This is a genomic window from Leclercia sp. Colony189 (assembly GCF_009740165.1).
Classification (GTDB): Bacteria; Pseudomonadota; Gammaproteobacteria; order Enterobacterales; family Enterobacteriaceae; genus Enterobacter.
Genome location: NZ_CP046557.1, coordinates 3,721,051 through 3,741,831, shown reverse-complemented (window position 1 = coordinate 3,741,831; position 20,781 = coordinate 3,721,051). Strand labels below are relative to the sequence as shown.

17 protein-coding genes are annotated in these 20,781 nt (G+C 58.4%); 6 read left to right on the top strand and 11 right to left on the bottom strand.

All coding sequences use genetic code 11. The features are described from left to right. Positions 1 to 2: 2 nt before the first annotated feature. The 5 genes from GNG29_RS17780 to GNG29_RS17760 form a co-directional block, all read right to left on the bottom strand. On the bottom strand, positions 3 to 257 hold the full coding sequence (locus tag GNG29_RS17780; protein WP_103180829.1) for a hypothetical protein: 255 nt from the start codon (positions 255 to 257) through the stop codon (positions 3 to 5). Continuing rightward, on the bottom strand, positions 244 to 8,799 hold the full coding sequence (locus GNG29_RS17775; protein WP_156655130.1) for a hemagglutinin repeat-containing protein: 8,556 nt from the start codon (positions 8,797 to 8,799) through the stop codon (positions 244 to 246). The genes GNG29_RS17780 and GNG29_RS17775 overlap by 14 nt, the downstream gene beginning before the upstream one ends. Next, complete coding sequence (locus GNG29_RS17770; protein WP_156655129.1) at positions 8,792 to 9,340, bottom strand: toxin-activating lysine-acyltransferase; 549 nt, start codon at positions 9,338 to 9,340, stop codon at positions 8,792 to 8,794. The genes GNG29_RS17775 and GNG29_RS17770 overlap by 8 nt, the downstream gene beginning before the upstream one ends. After that, a complete protein-coding gene (locus GNG29_RS17765) occupies positions 9,340 to 10,989 on the bottom strand; it encodes a ShlB/FhaC/HecB family hemolysin secretion/activation protein (RefSeq protein ID WP_231736664.1) in 1,650 nt (549 codons plus the stop codon). The genes GNG29_RS17770 and GNG29_RS17765 overlap by 1 nt, the downstream gene beginning before the upstream one ends. Positions 10,990 to 11,239: 250 nt before the next feature. Beyond that, positions 11,240 to 11,632 carry a YdeI family stress tolerance OB fold protein gene (locus tag GNG29_RS17760; RefSeq protein WP_103180825.1) on the bottom strand — a complete coding sequence of 131 codons (393 nt, stop codon included), beginning with the start codon at positions 11,630 to 11,632 and terminating at the stop codon, positions 11,240 to 11,242. Positions 11,633 to 11,774: 142 nt separating this feature from the next. Here GNG29_RS17760 and GNG29_RS17755 point away from each other — a divergent pair, with 142 nt between their 5' ends. The 4 genes from GNG29_RS17755 to GNG29_RS17740 are packed head-to-tail and all read left to right on the top strand — an operon-like array spanning position 11,775 to position 14,267. After that, on the top strand, positions 11,775 to 12,281 hold the full coding sequence (locus GNG29_RS17755; RefSeq protein WP_103180824.1) for a hypothetical protein: 507 nt from the start codon (positions 11,775 to 11,777) through the stop codon (positions 12,279 to 12,281). Positions 12,282 to 12,290: 9 nt separating this feature from the next. Beyond that, complete coding sequence (locus GNG29_RS17750) at positions 12,291 to 12,743, top strand: DUF421 domain-containing protein (protein WP_103180823.1); 453 nt, start codon at positions 12,291 to 12,293, stop codon at positions 12,741 to 12,743. After that, positions 12,740 to 13,270: a 2-oxo-tetronate isomerase gene (locus GNG29_RS17745; RefSeq protein WP_156655127.1), complete on the top strand. Its 531-nt coding sequence runs from the start codon at positions 12,740 to 12,742 to the stop codon at positions 13,268 to 13,270. The genes GNG29_RS17750 and GNG29_RS17745 overlap by 4 nt, the downstream gene beginning before the upstream one ends. Positions 13,271 to 13,280: 10 nt before the next feature. Further along, the gene (locus GNG29_RS17740; protein ID WP_103180821.1) at positions 13,281 to 14,267 is read left to right on the top strand and encodes an SDR family oxidoreductase; all 987 of its coding nucleotides are present in this window, start codon (positions 13,281 to 13,283) and stop codon (positions 14,265 to 14,267) included. 123 nt (positions 14,268 to 14,390) lie between these two features. Here GNG29_RS17740 and cydB read toward each other — a convergent pair whose 3' ends face one another. From cydB to GNG29_RS17710, 6 genes are all read right to left on the bottom strand, one after another. Then, positions 14,391 to 15,401 (bottom strand): cytochrome d ubiquinol oxidase subunit II, encoded by a 1,011-nt coding sequence (cydB, locus tag GNG29_RS17735; RefSeq protein WP_103180820.1) that lies wholly within the window; start codon positions 15,399 to 15,401, stop codon positions 14,391 to 14,393. Then, complete coding sequence (locus GNG29_RS17730) at positions 15,401 to 16,804, bottom strand: cytochrome ubiquinol oxidase subunit I (RefSeq protein ID WP_103822604.1); 1,404 nt, start codon at positions 16,802 to 16,804, stop codon at positions 15,401 to 15,403. Before GNG29_RS17730 ends, cydB begins: the two co-directional genes overlap by 1 nt. Positions 16,805 to 16,878: 74 nt before the next feature. Further along, positions 16,879 to 17,751, bottom strand: coding sequence for a manganese catalase family protein (locus GNG29_RS17725; RefSeq protein ID WP_156655126.1), 873 nt, complete (start codon positions 17,749 to 17,751; stop codon positions 16,879 to 16,881). A 15-nt stretch (positions 17,752 to 17,766) separates the two neighbouring features. Beyond that, on the bottom strand, positions 17,767 to 18,273 hold the full coding sequence (locus tag GNG29_RS17720; protein ID WP_103822602.1) for a ferritin-like domain-containing protein: 507 nt from the start codon (positions 18,271 to 18,273) through the stop codon (positions 17,767 to 17,769). 31 nt (positions 18,274 to 18,304) lie between these two features. Further along, the gene (locus GNG29_RS17715) at positions 18,305 to 18,799 is read right to left on the bottom strand and encodes a ferritin-like domain-containing protein (protein ID WP_103180816.1); all 495 of its coding nucleotides are present in this window, start codon (positions 18,797 to 18,799) and stop codon (positions 18,305 to 18,307) included. Positions 18,800 to 18,891: 92 nt separating this feature from the next. Then, positions 18,892 to 19,077, bottom strand: coding sequence for a general stress protein (locus tag GNG29_RS17710; RefSeq protein WP_103180815.1), 186 nt, complete (start codon positions 19,075 to 19,077; stop codon positions 18,892 to 18,894). Positions 19,078 to 19,658: 581 nt separating this feature from the next. Between GNG29_RS17710 and GNG29_RS17705 the strand changes: the two genes are divergently transcribed. Together GNG29_RS17705 and GNG29_RS17700 are read left to right on the top strand one after the other, a co-directional pair. Then, positions 19,659 to 20,177, top strand: a complete 519-nt coding sequence (locus GNG29_RS17705; protein ID WP_156655125.1) for a hypothetical protein — start codon at positions 19,659 to 19,661, stop codon at positions 20,175 to 20,177. A 186-nt stretch (positions 20,178 to 20,363) separates the two neighbouring features. Then, entirely contained in the window at positions 20,364 to 20,750 is a 387-nt protein-coding gene (locus tag GNG29_RS17700) for a hypothetical protein (protein WP_103180813.1), read from the top strand. Positions 20,751 to 20,781: the final 31 nt, after the last annotated feature.

Sequence of the window (20,781 nt, the reverse complement as noted above, 5' to 3'; positions counted from 1 at the left end):
ATTTATCTGCTTCTTTTTTTCTTTTTACGCTCTTGTAACCTGGCTTTAATCCAGATGCCGAAAGCAAGTATTAAGCCGCCAGCGATACCTTTCCTTAAGGCATCACTGAAAGCTTCTCTCCAATCGAACTCAAATACATTTATTTTAAAATAAACGATTACTGAAACGATTAGATAGCCGATGACTACCGCAATAAACAATATGCTTACACATATGCAAACCAGTTTAACCAAATCCTTAATGTTAATTTTTTCCATTTTTCTTTCCTGCATTGTCAAGTTTATCTTTAACTTTATTGCCGGAAACCTCTCCCACAGTGGCCCCCGTAGCTGCTCCAATTATTTCAGCACTACCTTCTTTTATAACAGGTTTTAGCTGCTCGGTTGCCACTTTGCCAATACCACCACCAAATAGAGAGCCAACTCCGGCGCCAATAGTTGAGTTAGTTGGATCTTCACCTTTAATACTACTACCTATTGCCGCACCACCCATATTTATAGGAGTTGAAACCAGAATACCTTTCCCCGTTGTTGCTGCGGCTGTTACTCCCGCCATGATTGCGTCCACATAACTGAAAGGATCCTTTCCTGCCAGTTGCACACCCGTATTTACTCCAATACCAATTGCAGCATTAGCGGCCATACCTTTCACAGTAATGCCCAGCACGCTGCCCCCGAACATGACAGGTGCGTCGCCAATGCTGGCATTCGATTTATGGTAGCCCCAGGTATTCATGATTGTCTGAGCCTTAGACATGGCCTCAGAGTCAGGGTTACGTTTCATGTAATCCTGTCCGGAGAGCAAACCTTTGACCAGTTCTTGCGAAACAGCAGAACCGTATTCCCTCTCCATCTCTGATGCGTAAACACGTAAGTAACCTGCCAATTCAGCCCGTTCATTGCTGCTCATCTGTGATGGATCTTTAGTAAATTTAGAAACCAGTGCATCGCTACGTTTGTCGGCATTTTCCAGCTTGATTAGCTCATTGGCAGTTGCTAATGACTTATCACCGTTCTTAATTTTCTCAACGGCTTTGTCAAGTTTGTCTGAAGATGTAGAACCAAGGAAATTATTCTCAACCGTCGTTTTACCCGCCTGCGCCCCCGCCACAGCAGACGCAGAGCTGTCGCCCACCAGGCCGCCGGAAAGCCCCGCCGCCAGCGTCGCCAGCGCAGAGACCGTCTGCTTCTGCGTTTCGTCCAGCTCGTCGGCCGGTTTCCCGTACATCTCGGTGGCGATCATCCCCACCAGCTCGCCTGTGGCGGCACCGGCGGCACCCGCCAGCGCGTCCTGCCCCTGGGCGGCGGCCAGCGCGGCGTTGACCACCGCGTGGGCGGCGACTTTGCCCGCGTCGTTCAGACCGCTGTAGTGACCAATCACCTCCGCCACGTATGGCGCAGCACCGCCCGCGAGAGCGGCACTGAGATCGCTCCCGGCCAGCCCCTGAACCGCTGCCGTCGCCGCCTGAATCGCCTGCTGATACTGCCCGCCGGTGCCAAAGCCGGAGGCACTGAGCGCGTCGTTATACGCCGTCTGGTAGATCTGGCTGTTAATGTCTTCAAGAGTCGCGGTTTTGCCCGGATTGGCTTTCTCCCACGCCGCTTTTGCCTCCTGCAGATCCTGCGCGTTGACGTTATTCAGCTTCTCTTTCGCCGCGTTGGTGGCGCGGATGCTCCCCTCGGTGCGGGCAATATCCGCCACCTGATTGCCAATCTCACCGATGAGCTGCGCCTGCTGCAGCCGCTCCTGCTCTTTCTCTTTGTCGAAGATAGGGGAGAGGGTCTGGTTGGCGTGTTCCACGTCGCGGCTGAGCTGATTGACATCCTGAACCTGACGATCCTGGTCGCGGACAATCAGAGTGCCGTCCGATACTGCCGCGTGCGTGGTACTGCTGTCATGCCCGTCGCGGTTCGCCCCCACCAGCAGGCCGTTCGCCATATTCCCGGCAAACTGGCTGCCGATGCTGCCCCCGGTGCTCATGCCCACGCTCTGGTGTTCCACCTCGAAGTCGGCGCGGTTTTCGATATCGCTAAAGCCAATGGTGCCGGTATCGAGACGGTTTTTATCGGCGGTAGCCGTAGAGCCAATCACCGCCCCGTTGAGCTGGGTATGCTCGCCCACGGTAACGTCGTAGCCGCCTTTGCCGGCGAAGATCCCGGTCTGCTCCACGACAGAGTCGTAGTTGCTGTGCATCTTGTCGCGGCTGAGGTTGACGCTGGCCGAACCAGTCATAGAGCCGATGCTGAAGCTGCCCCCCGCGCTGGCGTTCTGCTGCTTCGAGTCGTAGCGATCGCTGTCCTGCTCGGAGGTGAGGGTCAGGTTGCGGCCAATATCCGCTCTTACCGTTTCGCCGCTCACCTGCGCCCCGGTCAGGGTGGCGTCACGTCCGGTCAGGATATTCACCTGGCGGCCCGCGTCCACGGTGGTCTCACTGTGAGTGGTGCCGTTACCGCTCTCGTTACCCTTGCCGCGGTTGACGCTGGCGGAGATGTTGATGCCCGCGCCGCCGGAGCCGTATCCGATGCCCACCCCGACGCTGCCGCCCTTGCTCTCGTTTTTGCCGTCCAGCAGCTGGGTGTTTTGCGCCGAGCGCAGATACAGATCGCGGTTGGCGGCGAGGGTGAGATCGTTGCCCGCTTTCAGCTGGCTGCCTTCCACGGTCAGATCGCCGTCCACGCCACGCGCGCCGCTGCCGGTGGCGACAACGCTGAGATCGCGCCCGGCGTTAAGCGTGCTGCCCTGGGCGGTGTTCTGCTCGCTGTATTGGGTCGATTTCGACGACTGGCTGCCGTAAGAGAGGCTGATGCCCACGGTATTGGTGTTTGATTTGTCTGCCCCCAGCGCCTGGTCCATGCGTGCGGCCTGGGCAGCCTGCACGCCGGAGAGCGCGGCCTTCACGCCCTGCAACGCCTGCAGGCGGCCGCTGCCGGAGGATTTCGCCTGCTGGGAGGCCTCAACGGCGCTGTTCAGTGCGCTGCCGACGGTGCCGGAGAGCGCCAGGGTCAGGCCGGAGGTTTTCTGTTCCACCTCATGAGTTTGCTGGCTGCGGTTGTTCACCGCCGTGATGTCGACGTTTTTACCGGTCAGCGTCATGTCCTGACCCGCCACCAGATCGGAGCCGCTTACCGTCAGGCGCTCCCCCGCCCGCAGGGTCAGGTCGCCGTCGACGCTGCCGACGGTGCTGCCCGCCTGGGTCGCGTCCGCGCCGGTGTCGGTGGTTTTGATGCTCCGGGTACCGACGCTAAAGCCGATCCCGCCCGAGCTCAGCAGCCCCGATTTTTTCTCCTGCTTCTGGTGCAGCTCGTTATTGCGTTCGGCCTGGGTCTCCACGCTCAGGTTGTTGCCTGCCAGCAGGGCCACATCCCCCGTGCCCGCCACGTTACTGCCGCGCACGGTGAGATCGTTTCCGGCGGTGAGGTTAACAGTGTCGCCGTTCAGCTCGCTGCTCTGCACCGTCTGACGGGCGATCTGGTCGCGGGTGGTGGTGGTGGTTTTTGACAGCCAGCCGTTACCGCCCACCACTTTATGCCGTTCGTCCAGATCCTGGCTGTTTTCGCCTGCCGTCAGGGTCAGGTTATTCCCGGCGCTGACGTTCAGCGCCTGCCCGGCGGAGAGGGCGGCGGCGCGGGCGTTGAGGTCATTCCCGGCGGCCAGGGTCACGTCGCCTTTGCCGGTCACCTCGCTGCCCACGCTGTTGTTCTGCCCCTGTTTCAGGCTGTTGTCGCCATCCCACACCAGGCTATCGCGGCTGGCGGTCTGAAGATCGTTGAGGGTCATATCCCGCCCGGCCACCAGCTGCGCTTTGCCGTTCTCGCCGCTGGCGATCACCTGTGCGCCGGTCAGGGTGATATCCCGCCCGGACTGCAACGCCAGTTTGCCGTCGTCGCCCTGGACGTAGATGCCGGAAACGCTGTTGATGGTGGTGCGGGCGAAGCGGTTCTCGCCGTTCACGCTGTCGGCGCTGAGGGTGGTGCTGGTGAGGTTGATGTCGCGTCCGGCGCTGGCCAGCACGCTGTTGTCACCCACGATGGCACCGCCGATATTGTTGATATCGGTGCGCGCGTTGAGGTTGACGTCCGCCCCCTGAATCGTCCCGGTCTGGTTGGTGATGTTGTCGGCGTCCAGTTGCAGGACTTTGCGCCCGGCAAGGGTGCCACGGTTAAACAGGTCGCCGTTAAGCTTGATGGAGACGTTGTTCCCGGCAATCAGCGCGCCAGAGCCGTCGATATCACCCGGTTTCACTTTGGCGTAGACCTGCGGCACCAGCACGTTCTCGGTGGAGCCGTCCGGCATCTTCACCCGGGTGTTGACCAGCCAGACGATATCCCCGGTCAGCAGCGCCATCTGCTCTGGCGTCAGCGCCACGCCAATCTTCAGGTCGTACTGCTTGCCGAAGGTGATGCCGCGATCCATCAGCGCCTTGTACTGCTCTTCGTCGTTGCTGTAGCCATCCAGGTAGCGCTGGCCGGTGATGCCAATCACCTGCTCGCGGATCAGGCGCTGCTCGTAGTAGCCATCCCCCAGCCGTTTCAGCGTGTTGTCGCCATCGGCGGTAAAGGCGTCCTGCATATAGTCGCTGCCGAGCCACTGGCGCTCGTTAGTGAAGCGCGGATCGGTCTCCACCAGGTACGGCACCTCCGCCGACGGGTTCACCTTGAACAGGCTGTTGTCCGGCAGGGTGGTGTTGGGGCCGATAATGCGGATCGCACCGTCGGCCGGGGTCACTTCAAACTGCTGTCCGGCAGGTGGGGTCACCGGCTCGCCCGGCGAAACGGTCTGCTGCGGGGCGGGTTTCACCCCGGCGGCCTGGCCAATGGTCACGTCCGTTCCCTGTAGTACCAGCGGAGTGATGCTGAGATTGCTGCCCTCGACGCTGCCGTTGCTGATCAGCTGGCCCGGCTTCAGGGAGATGTCCTGAATGGTGGTGGGCGGGGTGTATGCCGTGCGGTCGCGCCCTTGCTCATCGTCGCCTTTGTGGCGAATACGGTAGTAGTGGGTGACGGTGCCCTCATCGGTGGTGTAACGCTTGCCGGGCACGTCCTCGTTCTGCACGCTGCCCAGCTGGTCGATTGCCAGGGTGCCGCCTGCAATCACCTGGCTCTTGTCGTTAAACAGTTTGTCACCGGTCAGCAGCAGGTTGCCCCCGGCGAGGATCTTCGCCGGGTCGCTCTCTTTGATGCGCGTTTCGTCAATGGTGCGGGTGTAGTCGTACTGGTTGAAGTTGTCGTTATTTGCGCCGCTGTCTTCTGGCGTATTCAGGTTACGCAGTCCGTCGGAAGAGTTGTCATCCACCCAGACGCCTTTTTCTGTCGAACTCCAGCGGTTGGTTGAGCCCGTGTGCTGATAGTCGGTGAGCTCTTCCTGCGACACCCGCACCACCTCGGTGGAGAAGTGGTCGTTGATGTTATTGATCTGCCCGGCGGCAATCGCCATATCCCCGGCGGATTCAATGGTCGAGCTGTGGTTGTTAATGGTCGCGGCGCGGCCAGTGACGGCGCCGTTATCATCCAGCGCGCCGCCGATGCTCATGCTGCCCGCACTGTAGATCAGGCCGTGATCGGCGTTGTTCAGGGTCTGCACGCCGAGGTTGACGCGCTCGCGCCCGGCCAGCGTCGCTGCGGTGCCGTTTTCGGCGAGGTTGTTAAAGGTACCCACATTTACCCCCACCGCATCGCCATAAATCCGCCCGGTGCCGGTGTTGGTCAGGGTGTTGGCGTTGATGCGGGTGGCGATCCCGTCGATCAGGCCGGTGTTGCGTACCGTGCCGCGGGCCGTCAGGGTGGTGCTGCCGGCGTTGATTTCACCGCTGGCGAGGTTATTAAGATTCGCGCTCTGCACGTTGAGGGCGCTGCCCGCCATTAGCTGGCCGCTGTTGGTGAGATCGCCATCGGTGGTGAACGTCAGGTTGCCGTTGGCGAGGGTAGTGCCGCTGTTGTTCACGCCGCGGGTGCTGTGAAGCGTCATATCCCCCAGCGACAGCAGCTGGCCGCTGGCATCCAGAGACTGAGCCTCCACGCGCAGCGCTTTACCCGCTTTCAGGGTGCCGTCCGCGTTCAGCAGATTCAGGGCGCTACCGCTGAGATCCAGGGTATCACCCGAGGCCAGCACCCCCGCGCCGTTGTTCAGCACGCCGCTGTTATTGATGCTCAGGGTGTTATTCGCCAGGATACTGCCGCGCTGGTTATCCAGACTCCCGGTGTTCAGCGCCAGGCTCTGGCCCTCCAGCCCCTGGTTCTCGCCGAGCGTACTGGTGTTAACAAATTCCAGGGCAGTGAGGGTCACGCTTTTGCCGCTGCGGATCAGCCCGGAGACGTTATCCACCATACCCTGGGCGCTGTCGAGCAGCAGGTCGCCCACCGACTGGATCTCTCCGCCGCCGTTTTGCAGGTTACCGGTATGCAGGGCGGTATCGGCCTCGCCAATGATGCGTCCATTGTTGCGGTTATCCAGGCTGGTGGCGGCGATCTCCGCCGCGCCGCTGGCCGCCAGGGTGCCGGCCTGGTTATTCACGTTGTCCGCTGAGAGGTTCAGCGCCCCCAGGCTGTTCAGGGTGCCCGCGCTATTATCCAGCGTGCCAGAGGTGACAGCCACGCCGTCGCCCTGCAGCACGCCTTTATTATTGATGAGCTGCGAGGTGCCCAGTGACAGGCTCCCTGTCGCAGCAAGCTGCCCGGACGTATTGTTCAGCGTGCCGCCGTTGAAATTCAGGCTTTCGCCGGAGAAGGTAGTCCCCTGGCTGTTATCAAGCAGGCCGCCGCTGAGGGTCATAGCCCCGACCGACTTCAGCGCGCCGCCGTTATTGGCGAGGGTGTCGAACCCGGCGGTCAACGTCCGGTTCGCACCAATCTGCCCGTCGGTGTTGTCGATAGCCCCCGCGCTCAGGCTAAAATCGCCCTCGCTCGCCAGGAAGCCGCGCTGGTTATTCAGCGCGCCGCTCTCAAGATTAAGGGAGCCCTGAGAGAGCAGGGCGCCGTCGCGGTTATCCAGGGCGCCGCCGTTGAGGGCCAGGGTTGCGCCGTCGGCGACAATCACCCCCTGCTGGTTGTCGAGGCTTGCGGCGCTTATGCGCTGGGTTTTCGCCGCCTCAATGCGGCCTTTGGCGTTGTTCACCGCCTGCTGGCTGGCAATCTCGCCGTCACCCGCGCTAGCTGAGATCAACCCCTGCTGATTGTTTACGCTCCCGGCCTCGAGCCGGGTGTTGCCCGCTACCGCCACGATCTGCCCGGCGGTGTTGTCGAGGGTCCCGGCCTTAAGCTGCACGCCGTTCGCCGCGCCAATCTGCCCCTGCTGGTTATTGAGGGCGCCTGGCAGGTCTACCGCCAGGGTGCTGCCGCCGCGCTGCACGATGTTGCCTTTCTGGTTGCTGAGGTCGTGGGCGCTGAGGCTGATGGTCTCCGCCCCCAGCGTGCCGCCGTTGTTATTGAGCATTTTGCCGGTACGCACAGTCAGTTCGCTGGCGTTGACCTTCGCGCTGGCGGTGCTCACGCCTTCCGCGCCGCCGTCCAGCAGCACGCGTTTGCCCTGGGTCTGGCTGCCGCTGACGTCCACCCCCTGGCCGCTGGCACTGAGATTGCCGCCCGCCAGGGTTTGCCCGTGGGCGCTTAGCTGGCCGCGGGTGCTGATTTCCAGATCCCCTGCATCGGCGAGCTTGCCGTCGCTTTTCACCCCGGCGGCCAGCACGCTCTGCTGACTGCCGGTGAAGCTGGCCGCGCTCACCCGGACGTTATTCGCGGCGGTCATCACGCCGCTGTTGTTCACTTCCCCTGCGGTTTGCAGGCTGGCACTGTCGCCAGCGCGCAGGGAACCGCTGTTCTCGATGCGGCCGTCAGCGGAGATCGTCACGCTGCCCGCCTGGGCACCAAGGGTCCCGGCGTTACGTACCCCGACGCCGCTCTCGGTGCCGACCATGCGGATTTTGCCTGCGTACATGCCGCCGAGGCTGGCCACGTCCACCGCCAGCTGCGGGCGGGTGGCAGGATCGTCGCTGCCTTTTTCGATCGTCTCGTGGGCGGCATCCACCTTGTTGCGCCCGGTGGTGACCTTCAGATCGTTGGCCCATAGCCCGGCATTAACCTTCACCGAGCGGGCGATGATGTCGGTGTAATCCGCGCCGGAGGTGTCCATCCCCGCGCCTTCGACCACCACTTCGCCGCGCTCGACGTTAAACCCGGTCAGCGCGCCGTCTTTCATCTGCGGCTGGCCGGTGGTGAGGGTGGCGCGGTTGGCGTTGATAAAGCCGCAGCCGCTACAGGTAATGCCTGACGGGTTGGCGATCACTACCTGGGCTTTTTTACCCGCCACTTCGATCATGCCGTTCAGCTTGCTCGGGTCGCGGGAGCTCACCTCGTTGAGGATCACTTTAGCTTCGCCTTTCGCCAGCCACGGGTTGCCCGCCACCATGCCGCCAATGTTGGTCTGCACGTTTTTGTGCGAGTTGTTGAGGATCGCCCCTTTGCTCTCCACGTCGAACTGGGTGTAGTTGTTACGTGACACCCCCGCAGTAGATGGCGTCTGGATATTGACCTGCGGCGTGCCGTTGGCGCTGTTGATGACCGTTGGCTGCTGGTTTTTTGGCGCACCGGCGTCGGCCACGATAGCGGCCTGCGCCGTCTGCACGGCTCCCATCGCCAGCCACAGGCTAAAGCTTAAGGCGCTCACCTTGCCGATAAGCTGGCTGTGGGTATGGCCAATGCCGGAAGAACGGGACGAACCGGCGCGGCCGGAGCGGGCGATATCCGCCACCACCATCAGCATGCCGCGCGCTTTGTTAAAGACAATTCGGTACAGGTTCTTATTCATGGTTCATTCCTTTAAACGCTTCCGGCAGGCTCACGATGAGCGGGTGATTCTGTTGCCACTCTCTGGCGTGTTGACGGCTGACGCGGCTGCCGTGGAACAGCATTACGAGCTTGCCACGCGCCGCGCCGCGGTGATACAGCGCGCGGCAGACGTGGTCGGGGAAGATATCGCGACGCATCAGGTTATACATCGCGGCGGTATGGCCGAAGGGGGCGATCCAGTCGCAGAACCAGATCCGATCCCCGCAGTCCCAGTCCGCCTCTCGCATCTCGATGGCGGGGCGGGTGAGGTAGCGGACTTCCGCCTCCTCGTTCAGCCAGGCCCAACTGAGGAAAAAGACCGGGCGGTCGTTTTCGCTCACCAGCACGTACTGGCGGCGCTTGATGATCGGCAGCAGCAGGGTGGGCAGGGCGTGCAGGGGGGCGTCCCGGTGCATCGGGGAGTGCATCCACAGCCAGACGGTGGCGCCCAGCACTTCGGCCTCGCTCTCCTCACCGCCGAGGATCAGCGGCGCTTTGATATCCAGATCTCCGACGCGCATTACCAGCTCCAGTTGAGGTTAAAGCCGAGCGTCAGATCGCTGGTTTCAAAGCCGTCAGGCTTCGAGAATGGCGTCCCGGCGAACAGGTCGTAGCCGGTGTTAAAGGCGTTGCCGCGCAGGCCCGCTACGCCGCCCGCCAGATGTTTACCCACCTGGAGATCGGAACTGTAGCCGCCCACTTCGCCGTAGTCGGCGCCCAGATAGAACTCCTGGTTCGGCAGCGGCGTGCGCCAGGCCACATCGTTACGCACGTACCAGCCGTGGCTGGCGCTGAGGGTGCGCTCACCGTCAAAACCGCGCACCGTCCAGCGGTTGCCGATGGCGAACTGATCCTGCGGCGTCAGCGGCGTGTTGCTGATCTGACGCAGGTACTGCACGTTGTAGCGGAAGTTTTGCGTACCGATGGCAAACGGCAGATCGAGCTGGGCGCTCAGCAGGGTAATTTTGCCAAGCGCGGTGGCATCGCCCCAGTACTCTTCCGGCGCAGGCCGGGCACCGAACCAGCGGGTGCCGCGCTGATAGCTGATGCCCGCATCCAGCGTCGCCTGGCCGATGTAGTGGCGATGATCCAGCCCGATGCGCCAGCCCGCGGTCTGACGGCGCTGGACGCCCACTTCCGTATCGTCGATATAGTTGCGGGTCTCCCGCGCCAGCACGTCGTAAGAGAAGGTGGTTTTTTGTGAGCCGCTGCGGTGCAGCACCCGGCTGAGCTGAATGTCGAGGTTTTTACTTTTACCGCTGTAGCGATAATCCTCGTTCAGCCCGGCGACGGTCTGGTGGTAGTCGTAGTCGCTGCCGGTGACGCCCAGCATCCAGTAGCCAAACGGCACCGAGTAGTGGGCGGTGACGTTTTTACTCCCTTTGCCGCCCTTGTCGTTCAGATCGTGGCTGGCAGAGACATAGAGCAGATCGCTCAGCGAGAAGGGGTTATCCAGCGACAGCGTCACGCCGCCCTGGTAGCGCCCGGTGGTTTCGGTCCCGGCATCGTCCAGCGACAGGCCGATACGCCACATTTTGCTCTGCTTGCGGGTGATGACCACGTCGCTCTCGCCCGGGTTTTCCCCCGGCAGCAGCTCCATACTGGCCTCAACCGTTGGCAGACGCTGTAGGTTTTCCAGCCCCTGCTCAATATCGCGCAGATCCAGCAGGTTGCCCTCGTGCGCCGGGAAGGCGCTATAGAGCTGAATATAGTCGTCGCTCTCTTCGGTCAGCTTCACGTGGCGGATAGTGCCCGGCACGATGGCCAGCTTCAGGGTGCCGCTCTTCAGATCCTGCGACGGGGCCAGCACGCGGGTGGTGATCCAGCCGTGGTCGACGATGCGGTTCTGCAGGGTGCTCATCAGCAGGTTAATGCCCTTGCCGCCCAGACAGCGCCCCTGCGCCTGGTCCGCAATACGCTGCAACGGCACCCAGTGGGGCAGGGCCTCCTCGCCGCTCAGCTCGACGCGGTTAATCAGAAAACAGGGCGTTTCGGTCGGGAAGGCAATGTTGCCAGAACCGGATGACGGTTCTGAAAGGCGCACATCCGGGACCGGCGGGGTTAATTGCTCCTCTAATGCTCTCTGGCGCTGCTGCTGAATAATAAATTGATTATCGGGTGGCGCCGCATGGGCAGAGACCATTAAAGACAGACCAGAGGCTGTCGCCATTATCAGGGCAATATTATGTCGGGCTTTCATCGGCGAATCCGTGCTGTGTAAGCAATAAAGAAGGCAATGTGAATTTGTGTAAAATTGTTTAAGTATTGCCAGGGGAAGGAAAGGGGGATTAATCCTAAAGCCCGGAATTATCCGAGTTTTTGGCTCCTTAAATCTGGTAGGTTAAGGTTTAGAGAATATATTCCGCAGGGTTCTCGTGGATATCTGGGAATATCCACGAGAAACTTAAGTGAAATTTACACTATTTCTGAATACGGTCGACACGGACCACCGGTGGATTTGATTTTTTATCCAGACTGCCGTTAATGCTGATCATATTATCGGGCTGGACGGTACGGCCATCAAATACCGCCTGGGGGATCACTGTATCAATAGTGCCGGTTTTATCGCGGAATTTAAATTTATCGCCGCCGGAACCTTCTATGAGATTACCGCGCAGGGAGATCGTAGCCCCGTCGTGCATCTCTTTGGCCTGCTCCACGGTCATGATGCGGGCATCTTCCGCGCCACGATAACCATCATCCAGCGCGTGCGGTGGAGGAGGGGCAGTATCTTTCTTCAGTCCACCATTATCATCGGCATATACAGCCGGAATTATAAGACAACACAATAAGGGTGCGACGGATAATTTCATACAGCCTCCTTGGTTTAGCCTGCTTGACAGATTAAGCCTGGTTGCTATTTTTTATTTTGCAAACAGGAACAGTCTTAATCAAATTTATCGATAAAAATCATCTGGCTGCATAATATTAATTAACGAGACGGTGAGGTGATAAATGGCAAAAGCCAAAGAAAATCCCCCTGAATTGCCCGGCGTCAAACAGAGTCATGCTTCCCTGCAGTTTGAATACGATGCGCACCGCTTCGGTTTTGTTCTGTTAATACTCATTATCACCGCTGCGCTGTCAGGGCTTTTTTCTGGTGGCTATTTTAGCGAAGCGACAAAGAGTAACGCTCCGGGTAATTTGCAGGTTGAGTATGAACGTTTTGGACGCTTGCAAACGCCCATTGAGTTGAAAATTAGCGTGCCAGAACAGAGTACTACGCCGCTGACGTTGCGCATCGGCGGCGAATATATGGAACGGATGCAAACCGATAATATCTGGCCGCAGCCCGATGAAATGTACAGCGAGGGCGGGGAGATCGTGTTGGTTTATCAGGAACCGCGCAAGGGTTTAACCGTCTGGCTCTATACCACCCCACAACGCCCCGGCAAAACCGACCTCTCTGTCACGGTAAATAATCAACCGGGCCTCTCTTTCTGGCAATTTATCTATCCCTAAGGCACCAACATGGAAATGATACTCAGGGCGGTGGCGATTTATCTGATTTTGCTGGTGGTATTTAAAATCGCCGGCAGGCGGGCGCTGCTGCAAATGACCAGCTTCGATCTGATCCTGTTATTAATTATTAGTGAAGCTACGCAACAGGCGCTGCTGGGGGATGATTTTTCCGTCACCGGCGCCATGCTCACCATTATTACGCTGGTAGTGGTGGATATGCTGTTTGGCATGGTAAAAAAATATATATCCGGTGCGGAATCGGCCATCGACGGCTCCCCGGTTATTCTGGTGGTGCACGGTGAACTGCAAAACGAAAAATTAAAGAAAGTCGATGTCTCCTGCGACGACATTCTGGTCTCTGCCCGGCAAAATCACGGCATAACCACTCTGGAAGAAATTAAATACGCCATACTTGAACGTAATGGTCATATTTCGATTATTCCTGAAGAGAGTGCATCATGAAAGAAAATGAAAATGTCTGGAACCAGGCCAAAACCACCAAAGAACTCACCAGCCAGGTATCAACTGTCCTGATCGATCTGGGCTGGCTGCTTACTACCGCAGAATCCTGCACCGGCGGCAACCTGGCCTCTGCGCTCTGCGCCGAGAAAGATACCGCCTCGTTCTTTGGTACCGGCGTGGTCACCTTTAACAACGAAGCTAAACACAAGGTACTGGGTGTCAACAATGCCACCCTGGAAAAATATACCGCCGTCAGCAGCCAGACGGTGGGCGAGATGGCTCAGGGCGCACTGGAGCTTGCCGACGCGGATATCAGCATCGCCATCAGCGGTTATGCCGGGCCGGACGGCGGTGAGGATGGCACTCCGGCAGGCACCGTCTGGTTTGGTTGGTCTTTTCGCGGTGAGGTCACTACCGCCGTGCAGCACTTCACCGGCGAGTGTGAAGATGTGATTGAGAAAGCGGTTCGTTACGCGCTTTCTGAACTGTTGCGGCAGATCCCGCACTGGAAAAAGCAACTGCATTAAGGAGAGCATGATGAGCGTTGTGGTGATCACCGGAGCGACGGCTGGCGTGGGCAAAGCCACGGCGCTGCGTTTTGCAGAGGCGGGCTATCACGTGGGGATTATCGCCCGGGATGACCCCAGCCTTGAGGCGGCGCGGGCCGAAATTGAACGCTTCGGCGTGAAGTGTCACACGGTGAATGCCGATGTGACGGACGCGTCGGCCATCATGGCGGCGGCCAACGCGTTCGAGACGCAGCTCGGCGCAATTGATGTATGGATCAACAACGCCATGTGCGGGGTACTGGCGCCGTTTCGCGCCATGAGCGATGAGGAGTTTCGCCGGGTCACGGACGTAACCTACCTGGGCTACGTTAACGGCACCCGGGCGGCATTGTCCGTGATGACCCCGCGCGATGCGGGACAGATTATCCAGGTGGGCTCTGCCCTGGCTTACCGCTCCATCCCGCTCCAGTCCGCCTACTGCGGCGCGAAAGCGGCGATCCGCGGCTTTACCGACGCGGTACGCACCGAGCTTATCCACGAGCGTATCAATATCCAGCTGACGATGGTGCAGATGCCGGGCCTTAACACGCCGCAGTTTAGCTGGGCGCGCAATAAGTTTGCCTTCGCCATGCGCCCCATCGGGCCGGTCTACGAGCCGGAGGTGGCCGCCGAGGCGATTTTCAACGTGACCCGCCGCCCGGTGCGGGAGCTGTGGGTCGGGCGCAGCACCATGCAGGCGATTATCGGCCAGTTTCTCTTCCCCGGCCTGCTGGATCGCATGATGGTGAAAAAGGCGTGGGAAGGGCAGATGACCAACGAACTCAACGTCCCCGAGCGGCAGGATTATCTTTCCGGGCCGGTCAGGGGGATGCACCAGGTCCACGGGCGCTTTTCCGACGAGTCGAGAACCCGGGCGACGGCCATCACCTCCGGCGTGCCGGGGAAAGTACTGCTGGGTAGCGCTGCGCTGGCGGGGCTGCTGCTGGTGGGGAAACTGATCACCCGGCGGAAATAGGGTAAGCAGTATCGTTTTGTAGGCCGGGTAAGGCAAAGCCGTCACCCGGCTTTTTATTGCGCAACGCCCGGCGGCTGTGGTAGGCCGGGTAAGCGTCAGCGCCACCCGGCAATGCTGCCGCGCTTAATGGTAGCCCTCGGTGTCGGTCACCTTGCCGCGAAACACGTAGTAGCTCCAGGCGGTATAGACCAGAATCAACGGGATGATCAGCAGCGTGCCCACCAGCATAAAGAGCTGGCTGGATGGCGGCGCGGCGGCGTCCCAGATGGTGATGCGTGGCGGGATAATGTTGGGCCACAGGCTGATGCCGAGCCCGCTAAAGCCAAGGAAGATCAGCCCGAGGGTCAGCAGGAAGGGCCGGGTATGGCTGTGCGGATCGCGGGTGAGTCGCCAGATCCACAGACCGAAGATCCCCACCAGCAGCGGCACCGGCAGGAAGTAAAAGAAGTTCGGCAACGTGAACCAGCGGTCGGCCACATATTGCCAGCCGAGCGGGGTCCAGACGCTTACCACCGCCACTACTGCCAGCAGCGCCAGCAGTACCTTGCGGGTCAAATCCCGCATATGGCGTTGTAATGCCCCTTCGCTTTTCATAATCAGCCAGGTGGTGCCCAGCAGGGTATAGGCCACCATCAGCCCCAGCCCGCAGAAGAGGTTAAAGGGGGTCAGCCAGTCCAGCGACGAACCCGCGAAGCGGCGGCCTTCAACGTCAAAGCCGTTAATCATCGCCCCGACGACAATCCCCTGGCTGAAGGTCGCCAGCAGCGAGCCCCCGGCGAAGGAGTAGTCCCAGAAGGCGCGGTGCGACGGTGTGGCTTTAAAACGAAACTCGAACGCCACCCCGCGGAAGATGAGCCCGATCAGCATCGCGGTCAACGGGATGGTAAGGGCGTCGATAACCACCGCATAGGCCAGCGGGAAGGCGCCAAACAGCCCGGCTCCCCCCAGCACCAGCCAGGTTTCGTTTCCGTCCCATACCGGGGCGACGCTGTTTACCATCACGTCGCGCGCCTGCGGGTCGCGCTCAAAGTAGAAGAGCATGCCGATACCTAAATCGAAGCCATCCATGATGATGTACATCAGGGTGGCGAAAACGATGATGGCAAACCAGATAACTGAGATATCGACGCCCATTACAGTTTCTCCTCTTCCGGAACCGGTTCTGCCGCCGAGAGCGGGCGTGCGGGTCTGCCGTCGGTCTTCATCGAGAGATTATCGGTAGGCTGCGGTCCTTTCTTAATCAACCGCACCAGATAGACTAACCCCACGCCAAATACCGAGCAGTAAACAACGATAAACGCCAGCAGGCTGATGCTCATTTGCAGGGTGCTGTGCAGCGACACCGCATCAATGGTGCGCAGATAGCCATATACGACCCACGGCTGGCGGCCCACCTCGGTCGTGACCCAGCCGGCGAGGATCGCGACTACACCCGCTGGCCCCATACTCAGGGCAAAGCGGTGGAACGGGCGGGAGTGATAGAGCCGACGGCGATGGCGCAACCAAAGGCTGATAACCCCCATCAGGATCATCAGCAGCCCCAGGCCCACCATCACGCGGAACGACCAGAAGACGATGAGCGAGTTAGGGCGCTCATCTTTCGGGAAATCTTTCAGCGCCGGGACCTGCTTATCCAGGCTGTGGGTGAGGATCAGGCTGCCAAGCGCCGGGATCTCCAGCCCATACTTGGTGCGCTCCTCTTCCATATCGGGCACACCAAACAGCAGCAGGGGCGTCGCTTCGCCTGGGGGATTTTCCCAGTGCCCTTCGATGGCGGCGATTTTTGCCGGCTGGTGTTCGAGGGTGTTCAGGCCGTGCATATCCCCGACAAAGGCCTGTATCGGCGCCACCAGCAGCGCCATCCACAGCGCCATTGAGAACATTTTGCGCACCGCCGGGCTGTCGTTACCGCGCAGCAGATGCCATGCGCCGGAGGCGCCCACAAACAGGGCGCTGCTCAGGAAGGCGGCGATGGACATGTGGATCAGACGATACGGGAAAGAGGGGTTAAAGATGATGGCGAACCAGTCCTCGGGGATGACCTGACCGTTCTCGATGCTAAAGCCCTGGGGCGTGTGCATCCAGCTGTTGGAGGCGAGGATCCAGAAGGTGGACATCAGAGTGCCCAGCGCCACCATACAGGTGGCAAAGAAGTGCAGGCCAGGCCCAACCTTGTTCCAGCCAAACAGCATGACCCCAAGGAAACCCGCTTCGAGGAAGAAGGCGGTGAGCACTTCATAGGTGAGCAGCGGGCCGGTGATGCTGCCGGCAAACTGCGAAAAGCCACTCCAGTTGGTGCCAAACTGGTAAGCCATCACCAGCCCGGAGACCACGCCCATGCCGAAGTTAACGGCGAAGATTTTTAACCAGAAATGATAGAGCGAGCGCCAGACATCATTTTTCGTTCTCAGCCACATCCCCTCCAGTACCACCAGATAGCTGGCAAGGCCGATGGTTAACGCCGGGAAGATAATATGAAATGAGACAGTGAAGGCAAACTGAAGCCTGGCGAGATAAAACGCATCGAGTTCGAACATCGTACTCTTCCCCTGTCAGCGAAAAGCCCCGTATAAAACGGGGCATCGTGGTACGGCTGTTGTTGCGGGCGGGGTTACGGTTTATTTTTACCGGCACCCAGCTCAGCGCCAGTGAGCGGATCGGCTGTTGGATCCGACTCGGTGCGGCTCGCCATCGCTTTGAGTAGTGCGGCCTGCTCTTTCGTGAGCGTAACCTCAGCGCTGCCATCGCCGCCATCAACGGCGGGTTGCGGATCGGCAACGTACTCAAAGTTTTCATCGCTGTTCCAGCTGCCGCGAAGATCATCACCTGCAGACATATTGTAGTAGGTGGTTGCGTATTGTTCGATTGGCGGTAGTTTCCCTGGTGGGAAATTATTGCGAATCGACTGCAACGCCTTCTCAAACGAGAGCTGGTGTGCGGCTTCACGGGTCATCAGGAACGCAAGGGCATCTTTTACCCCGACATCGTCAGTGACGTTGATCAGGCGTTCATAGATGATTTTGGCGCGTGCTTCCGCCGCGATGTTGGAGCGCAAATCGGCGGTGGCTTCCCCGATAGTATCGATATACGCCGCAGTCCATGGCACGCCTGCGGAGTTGGTCAGCGGTGGCCCACCGCCATACAGCAGGGAGGTGATATGGCTGTCGTTACCGTTTTGCGTCAGTGAGCGGTAGAGTTCCGCTTCACTTTCGGTACCTTCCGCCAGTTCGCCTTTGGCGCCTTTGTTCAGCATGCCGACCAGCGTACCGATGATCTCAAGGTGGCTGAGCTCTTCGGTCGCGATATCCATCAGCATCTCTCTGCGGCCTGGATCGTCATCGCTCAGCCCCTGGGTGAAGTAACGGCAGGCGGCCGCCAGCTCGCCCTGTGGGCCGCCAAACTGTTCAAGCAGCAGGTTTGCCAGGCCGGGGTTCGGCTCGGCAACGCGGACGGTATACTGCAATTGTTTTACGTGTCGAAACATACGATCACTCCCTGGTTATTTTTTCGCTTCGACACCGTCAGCATCTGAGCGCAGCAGGAACTGCTCAGTCGTGTCAGGAATATGCTGGATCAGCCAGTCGGCCATGCGCTGCTCTTCGGCGAGGATCGATTCGATCGCTGGAATCGATGCCACGTCTCCGGCTTTTCGCGCCGCGGCCAGCAGGGAGGTATAGCAGGCAATTTCGAACTGCTCGAAAACGTAGCCGCTAATAGAGCCTTTTACGATTTCATCCGAGGTCATAATGCCGCCGACAGACTGGCCGAACGCCATCATTTTGCTCATGGAGTCTTTCAACATTGAGCGGGAAATATCGTTACGGTCGAGGATCTCTTCCAGTACATTTATTTGCTGTTTGGTTTCAGTAAGATGTTGCTCAATACGGGCGCGGACATCAGGATAATTATCGATACGGCTCGCCATTGATTCGAGCATAGATTCCGCTTGCTTTTCCATGGCGTGAGCATCGCGTAGCCAGTCATGGTAGTGTTCTACGTGATTCATATTTTCGTCCTCGGGTTCGGTTAATTCAGGCTTACTTTTCTGCTTTCTGATTAATATTTCCGACTGCCAAATCGGTCAGTTTAAGATCGGTGGATTTCTCTTCTTCCAGCGTCTCGGCTAATAATTTGACCGCCTGGGTGTATCCTAATTGCTCCGCCAGGGTAGCGAGCGTGCCGTAGCTGGCAATTTCATAGTGTTCGACTTTTTGCGCCGCAGCGATTAATGCTGCATCACGCACTTCATTTTTTTCTGTGCTTTCAAGGACTTCATTGGCTTCTTCAATTAACCCTTCCATCGCCACGCATTTCATTCTTTTCAATTTAATATTTGGCGTTTTCTCGATGAGCTGATCGATACGCTCAATCTGACCATGGGTTTCTTCCAGGTGCGCTTTAAACGCAGCGCTCAGATCGGGGCTGGCGGCTTCGCGGGATAATTTAGCCAGCGCACGAGTAAGCTGTTTTTCTGCACTATAGGTATCGGATAACAAATGAATAAATACATCCTCTATACTTTTCATATTCATACTTTTTCTCCAGTGCTATAAAAATCTGCGAGCCCGCGGACCCGCAGAGGTTACCCATTAAAGTGAAGAACAGGCTTTAATAATGAGATGAATTAAGAGTTGTCAGACTTACGTCCGCCACCATGGCTATGCTGACCGCCCTTTTTACCTGCTTCGGAAGCGCGCTGCGGATCGTTTTTGAAATTACCACCGCTCTGCTGACCGCCTTTTTTCCCTGCTTCAGAGGCCTTTTCACGATCCTGTGCGAAATTACCTGAACCACCACGTTGCTCTGCCATATTATGTTTCCTCATTTACATCGTTTATGTCAGTAAGATACGTTTTTATTCGTATCCGTTGTCGTTCAGGATTAAATTTAGCCCCTATTTCAGAAGAGTCAAATGCGGTTTTGAAAATAAATTATCTTATGTTTTAAGATTTAACTGAATATATCGCTCCGCTTGTTTCGCAAATAAGTTTCGCCAAGGTAATGTAAACAAACGACCTTCCGGTTGTTCTGCTTTATCGCTTGTTTTGTGTTTCGCTGAAACGTTCGAGTCCAGGCGTGGCGGGGCTCTTTACGTAAGTTTACGTTCAGGGTGGCCCGCTTATAGCCCATATGAAAATATTGTGCGTGGGATTAATCTTAATTGGTTTTTATATTATTTATGGACATTGTTTTCGGCTGTTAAATAATATAACAAATTGTTTGCGTATATTATGTATGGATTACAGTTACTCACGGAAATTACTACTTCAAAAAGGGTAAGCGAAGGGCAAATAAAAGAACCTGATAAAGTATGATGGTAGAGCGGGTACCCCAGGCAATACTCAACCGGAGCGGTGACGCGGTGTCACCCCGGAGGCGAAGGTGAACCCTATGCTTGATTTCATCTCTGGTGTCCTGATTCATACCCCCGTCTGGGTCTATCTGGTTCTGCTGTTCCTGATAAGCAGAGGCATCCGGGCGCGTAAGCCCGCCACCGTTGCGCTGGAAAAGCTCGCCATCGTTCCGGCCCTGTTTCTGATCTGGGATATCTACGACCTGCTGGTCTTTCGCACACTCACCTTCGGCACCGGCTCCCTGTGGCTGGCAGGTCTACTCAGCGGCGCGGCGATGGGCTATATCCTGAGCAAAGGGGTGACGGTGAGCCGGGCTGCCGCCCCGCGCAGCATTTACCGTTCGGCGGACTACTCGGCACTGCCCATTATGATGCTGGCCTTCGCGGTGAAATATGTGCTGGGAGCGATCAGCGCCATTGCGCCCGAGACGCTGCAGCGCCCCGGCGCAAGCGCCTTCGCCATCATTACCGGCGGGCTGTTCGCCGGGGTCTTTGTCGGCAAATTTGTACGCTACGTGCGGGTCTATTTGTCGGCACAGGTGCAGCAGTCGGGGTGAGAGGGCTCATCGTTCTGGATTAACCGGATAGCCACATTCCGCTGCAAACTCACCCGGACCGCCCGGCGGCGCGATGCAACATCAGGCGTGCCGCCGTTATGTCGGAACGCACTGAGAGGAAAATGGCAAACGCAACGGCAGGTAGACTGAGACGGCATGATAAACCAGCAGCCCACAGGAGCCCGGATGTTCACCCATATGCGTATTGCCAGACCTGTCATAAACCTCGACAACGCTTTCCTGATGTACAGCCAGGGATTAGGACTGAAAAAGATTGCGGACTTTAGCGATCATCAGGGCTTCAGCGGGATCATGTTAGGGCGGGAAGATTTACCCTGGCATATCGAATTTACCGTGTGCCACCACCATCCCGTTCAGCCTCTGCAAACGAACGAGGATCTGATCGTTCTCTATTATCCCGATAAAGCCGAATGGGAAGCGACCTGCGGGCGAATGCGCAGCGCGGGCTTTACGCAGGTAAATGCGTTTAACCCCTACTGGGAGGTCAATGGGCACACATTCGTGGATGACAACGGGTACCGGGTGGTGATTCAGAACCAGGCGTGGGGCTGAACTGACAGAGAGCCGCGTGGCAAAATGGCAC

Bases quoted from the DNA above. Each gene is read 5' to 3' on its own strand.
- GNG29_RS17780 (WP_103180829.1), bottom strand. From the start codon at position 257: ATGGAAAAAATTAACATTAAGGATTTGGTTAAACTGGTTTGCATATGT.
- GNG29_RS17775 (WP_156655130.1), bottom strand. From the start codon at position 8,799: ATGAATAAGAACCTGTACCGAATTGTCTTTAACAAAGCGCGCGGCATG.
- GNG29_RS17770 (WP_156655129.1), bottom strand. From the start codon at position 9,340: ATGCGCGTCGGAGATCTGGATATCAAAGCGCCGCTGATCCTCGGCGGT.
- GNG29_RS17765 (WP_231736664.1), bottom strand. From the start codon at position 10,989: ATGGCGACAGCCTCTGGTCTGTCTTTAATGGTCTCTGCCCATGCGGCG.
- GNG29_RS17760 (WP_103180825.1), bottom strand. From the start codon at position 11,632: ATGAAATTATCCGTCGCACCCTTATTGTGTTGTCTTATAATTCCGGCT.
- GNG29_RS17755 (WP_103180824.1), top strand. From the start codon at position 11,775: ATGGCAAAAGCCAAAGAAAATCCCCCTGAATTGCCCGGCGTCAAACAG.
- GNG29_RS17750 (WP_103180823.1), top strand. From the start codon at position 12,291: ATGGAAATGATACTCAGGGCGGTGGCGATTTATCTGATTTTGCTGGTG.
- GNG29_RS17745 (WP_156655127.1), top strand. From the start codon at position 12,740: ATGAAAGAAAATGAAAATGTCTGGAACCAGGCCAAAACCACCAAAGAA.
- GNG29_RS17740 (WP_103180821.1), top strand. From the start codon at position 13,281: ATGAGCGTTGTGGTGATCACCGGAGCGACGGCTGGCGTGGGCAAAGCC.
- cydB (WP_103180820.1), bottom strand. From the start codon at position 15,401: ATGGGCGTCGATATCTCAGTTATCTGGTTTGCCATCATCGTTTTCGCC.
- GNG29_RS17730 (WP_103822604.1), bottom strand. From the start codon at position 16,804: ATGTTCGAACTCGATGCGTTTTATCTCGCCAGGCTTCAGTTTGCCTTC.
- GNG29_RS17725 (WP_156655126.1), bottom strand. From the start codon at position 17,751: ATGTTTCGACACGTAAAACAATTGCAGTATACCGTCCGCGTTGCCGAG.
- GNG29_RS17720 (WP_103822602.1), bottom strand. From the start codon at position 18,273: ATGAATCACGTAGAACACTACCATGACTGGCTACGCGATGCTCACGCC.
- GNG29_RS17715 (WP_103180816.1), bottom strand. From the start codon at position 18,799: ATGAATATGAAAAGTATAGAGGATGTATTTATTCATTTGTTATCCGAT.
- GNG29_RS17710 (WP_103180815.1), bottom strand. From the start codon at position 19,077: ATGGCAGAGCAACGTGGTGGTTCAGGTAATTTCGCACAGGATCGTGAA.
- GNG29_RS17705 (WP_156655125.1), top strand. From the start codon at position 19,659: ATGCTTGATTTCATCTCTGGTGTCCTGATTCATACCCCCGTCTGGGTC.
- GNG29_RS17700 (WP_103180813.1), top strand. From the start codon at position 20,364: ATGTTCACCCATATGCGTATTGCCAGACCTGTCATAAACCTCGACAAC.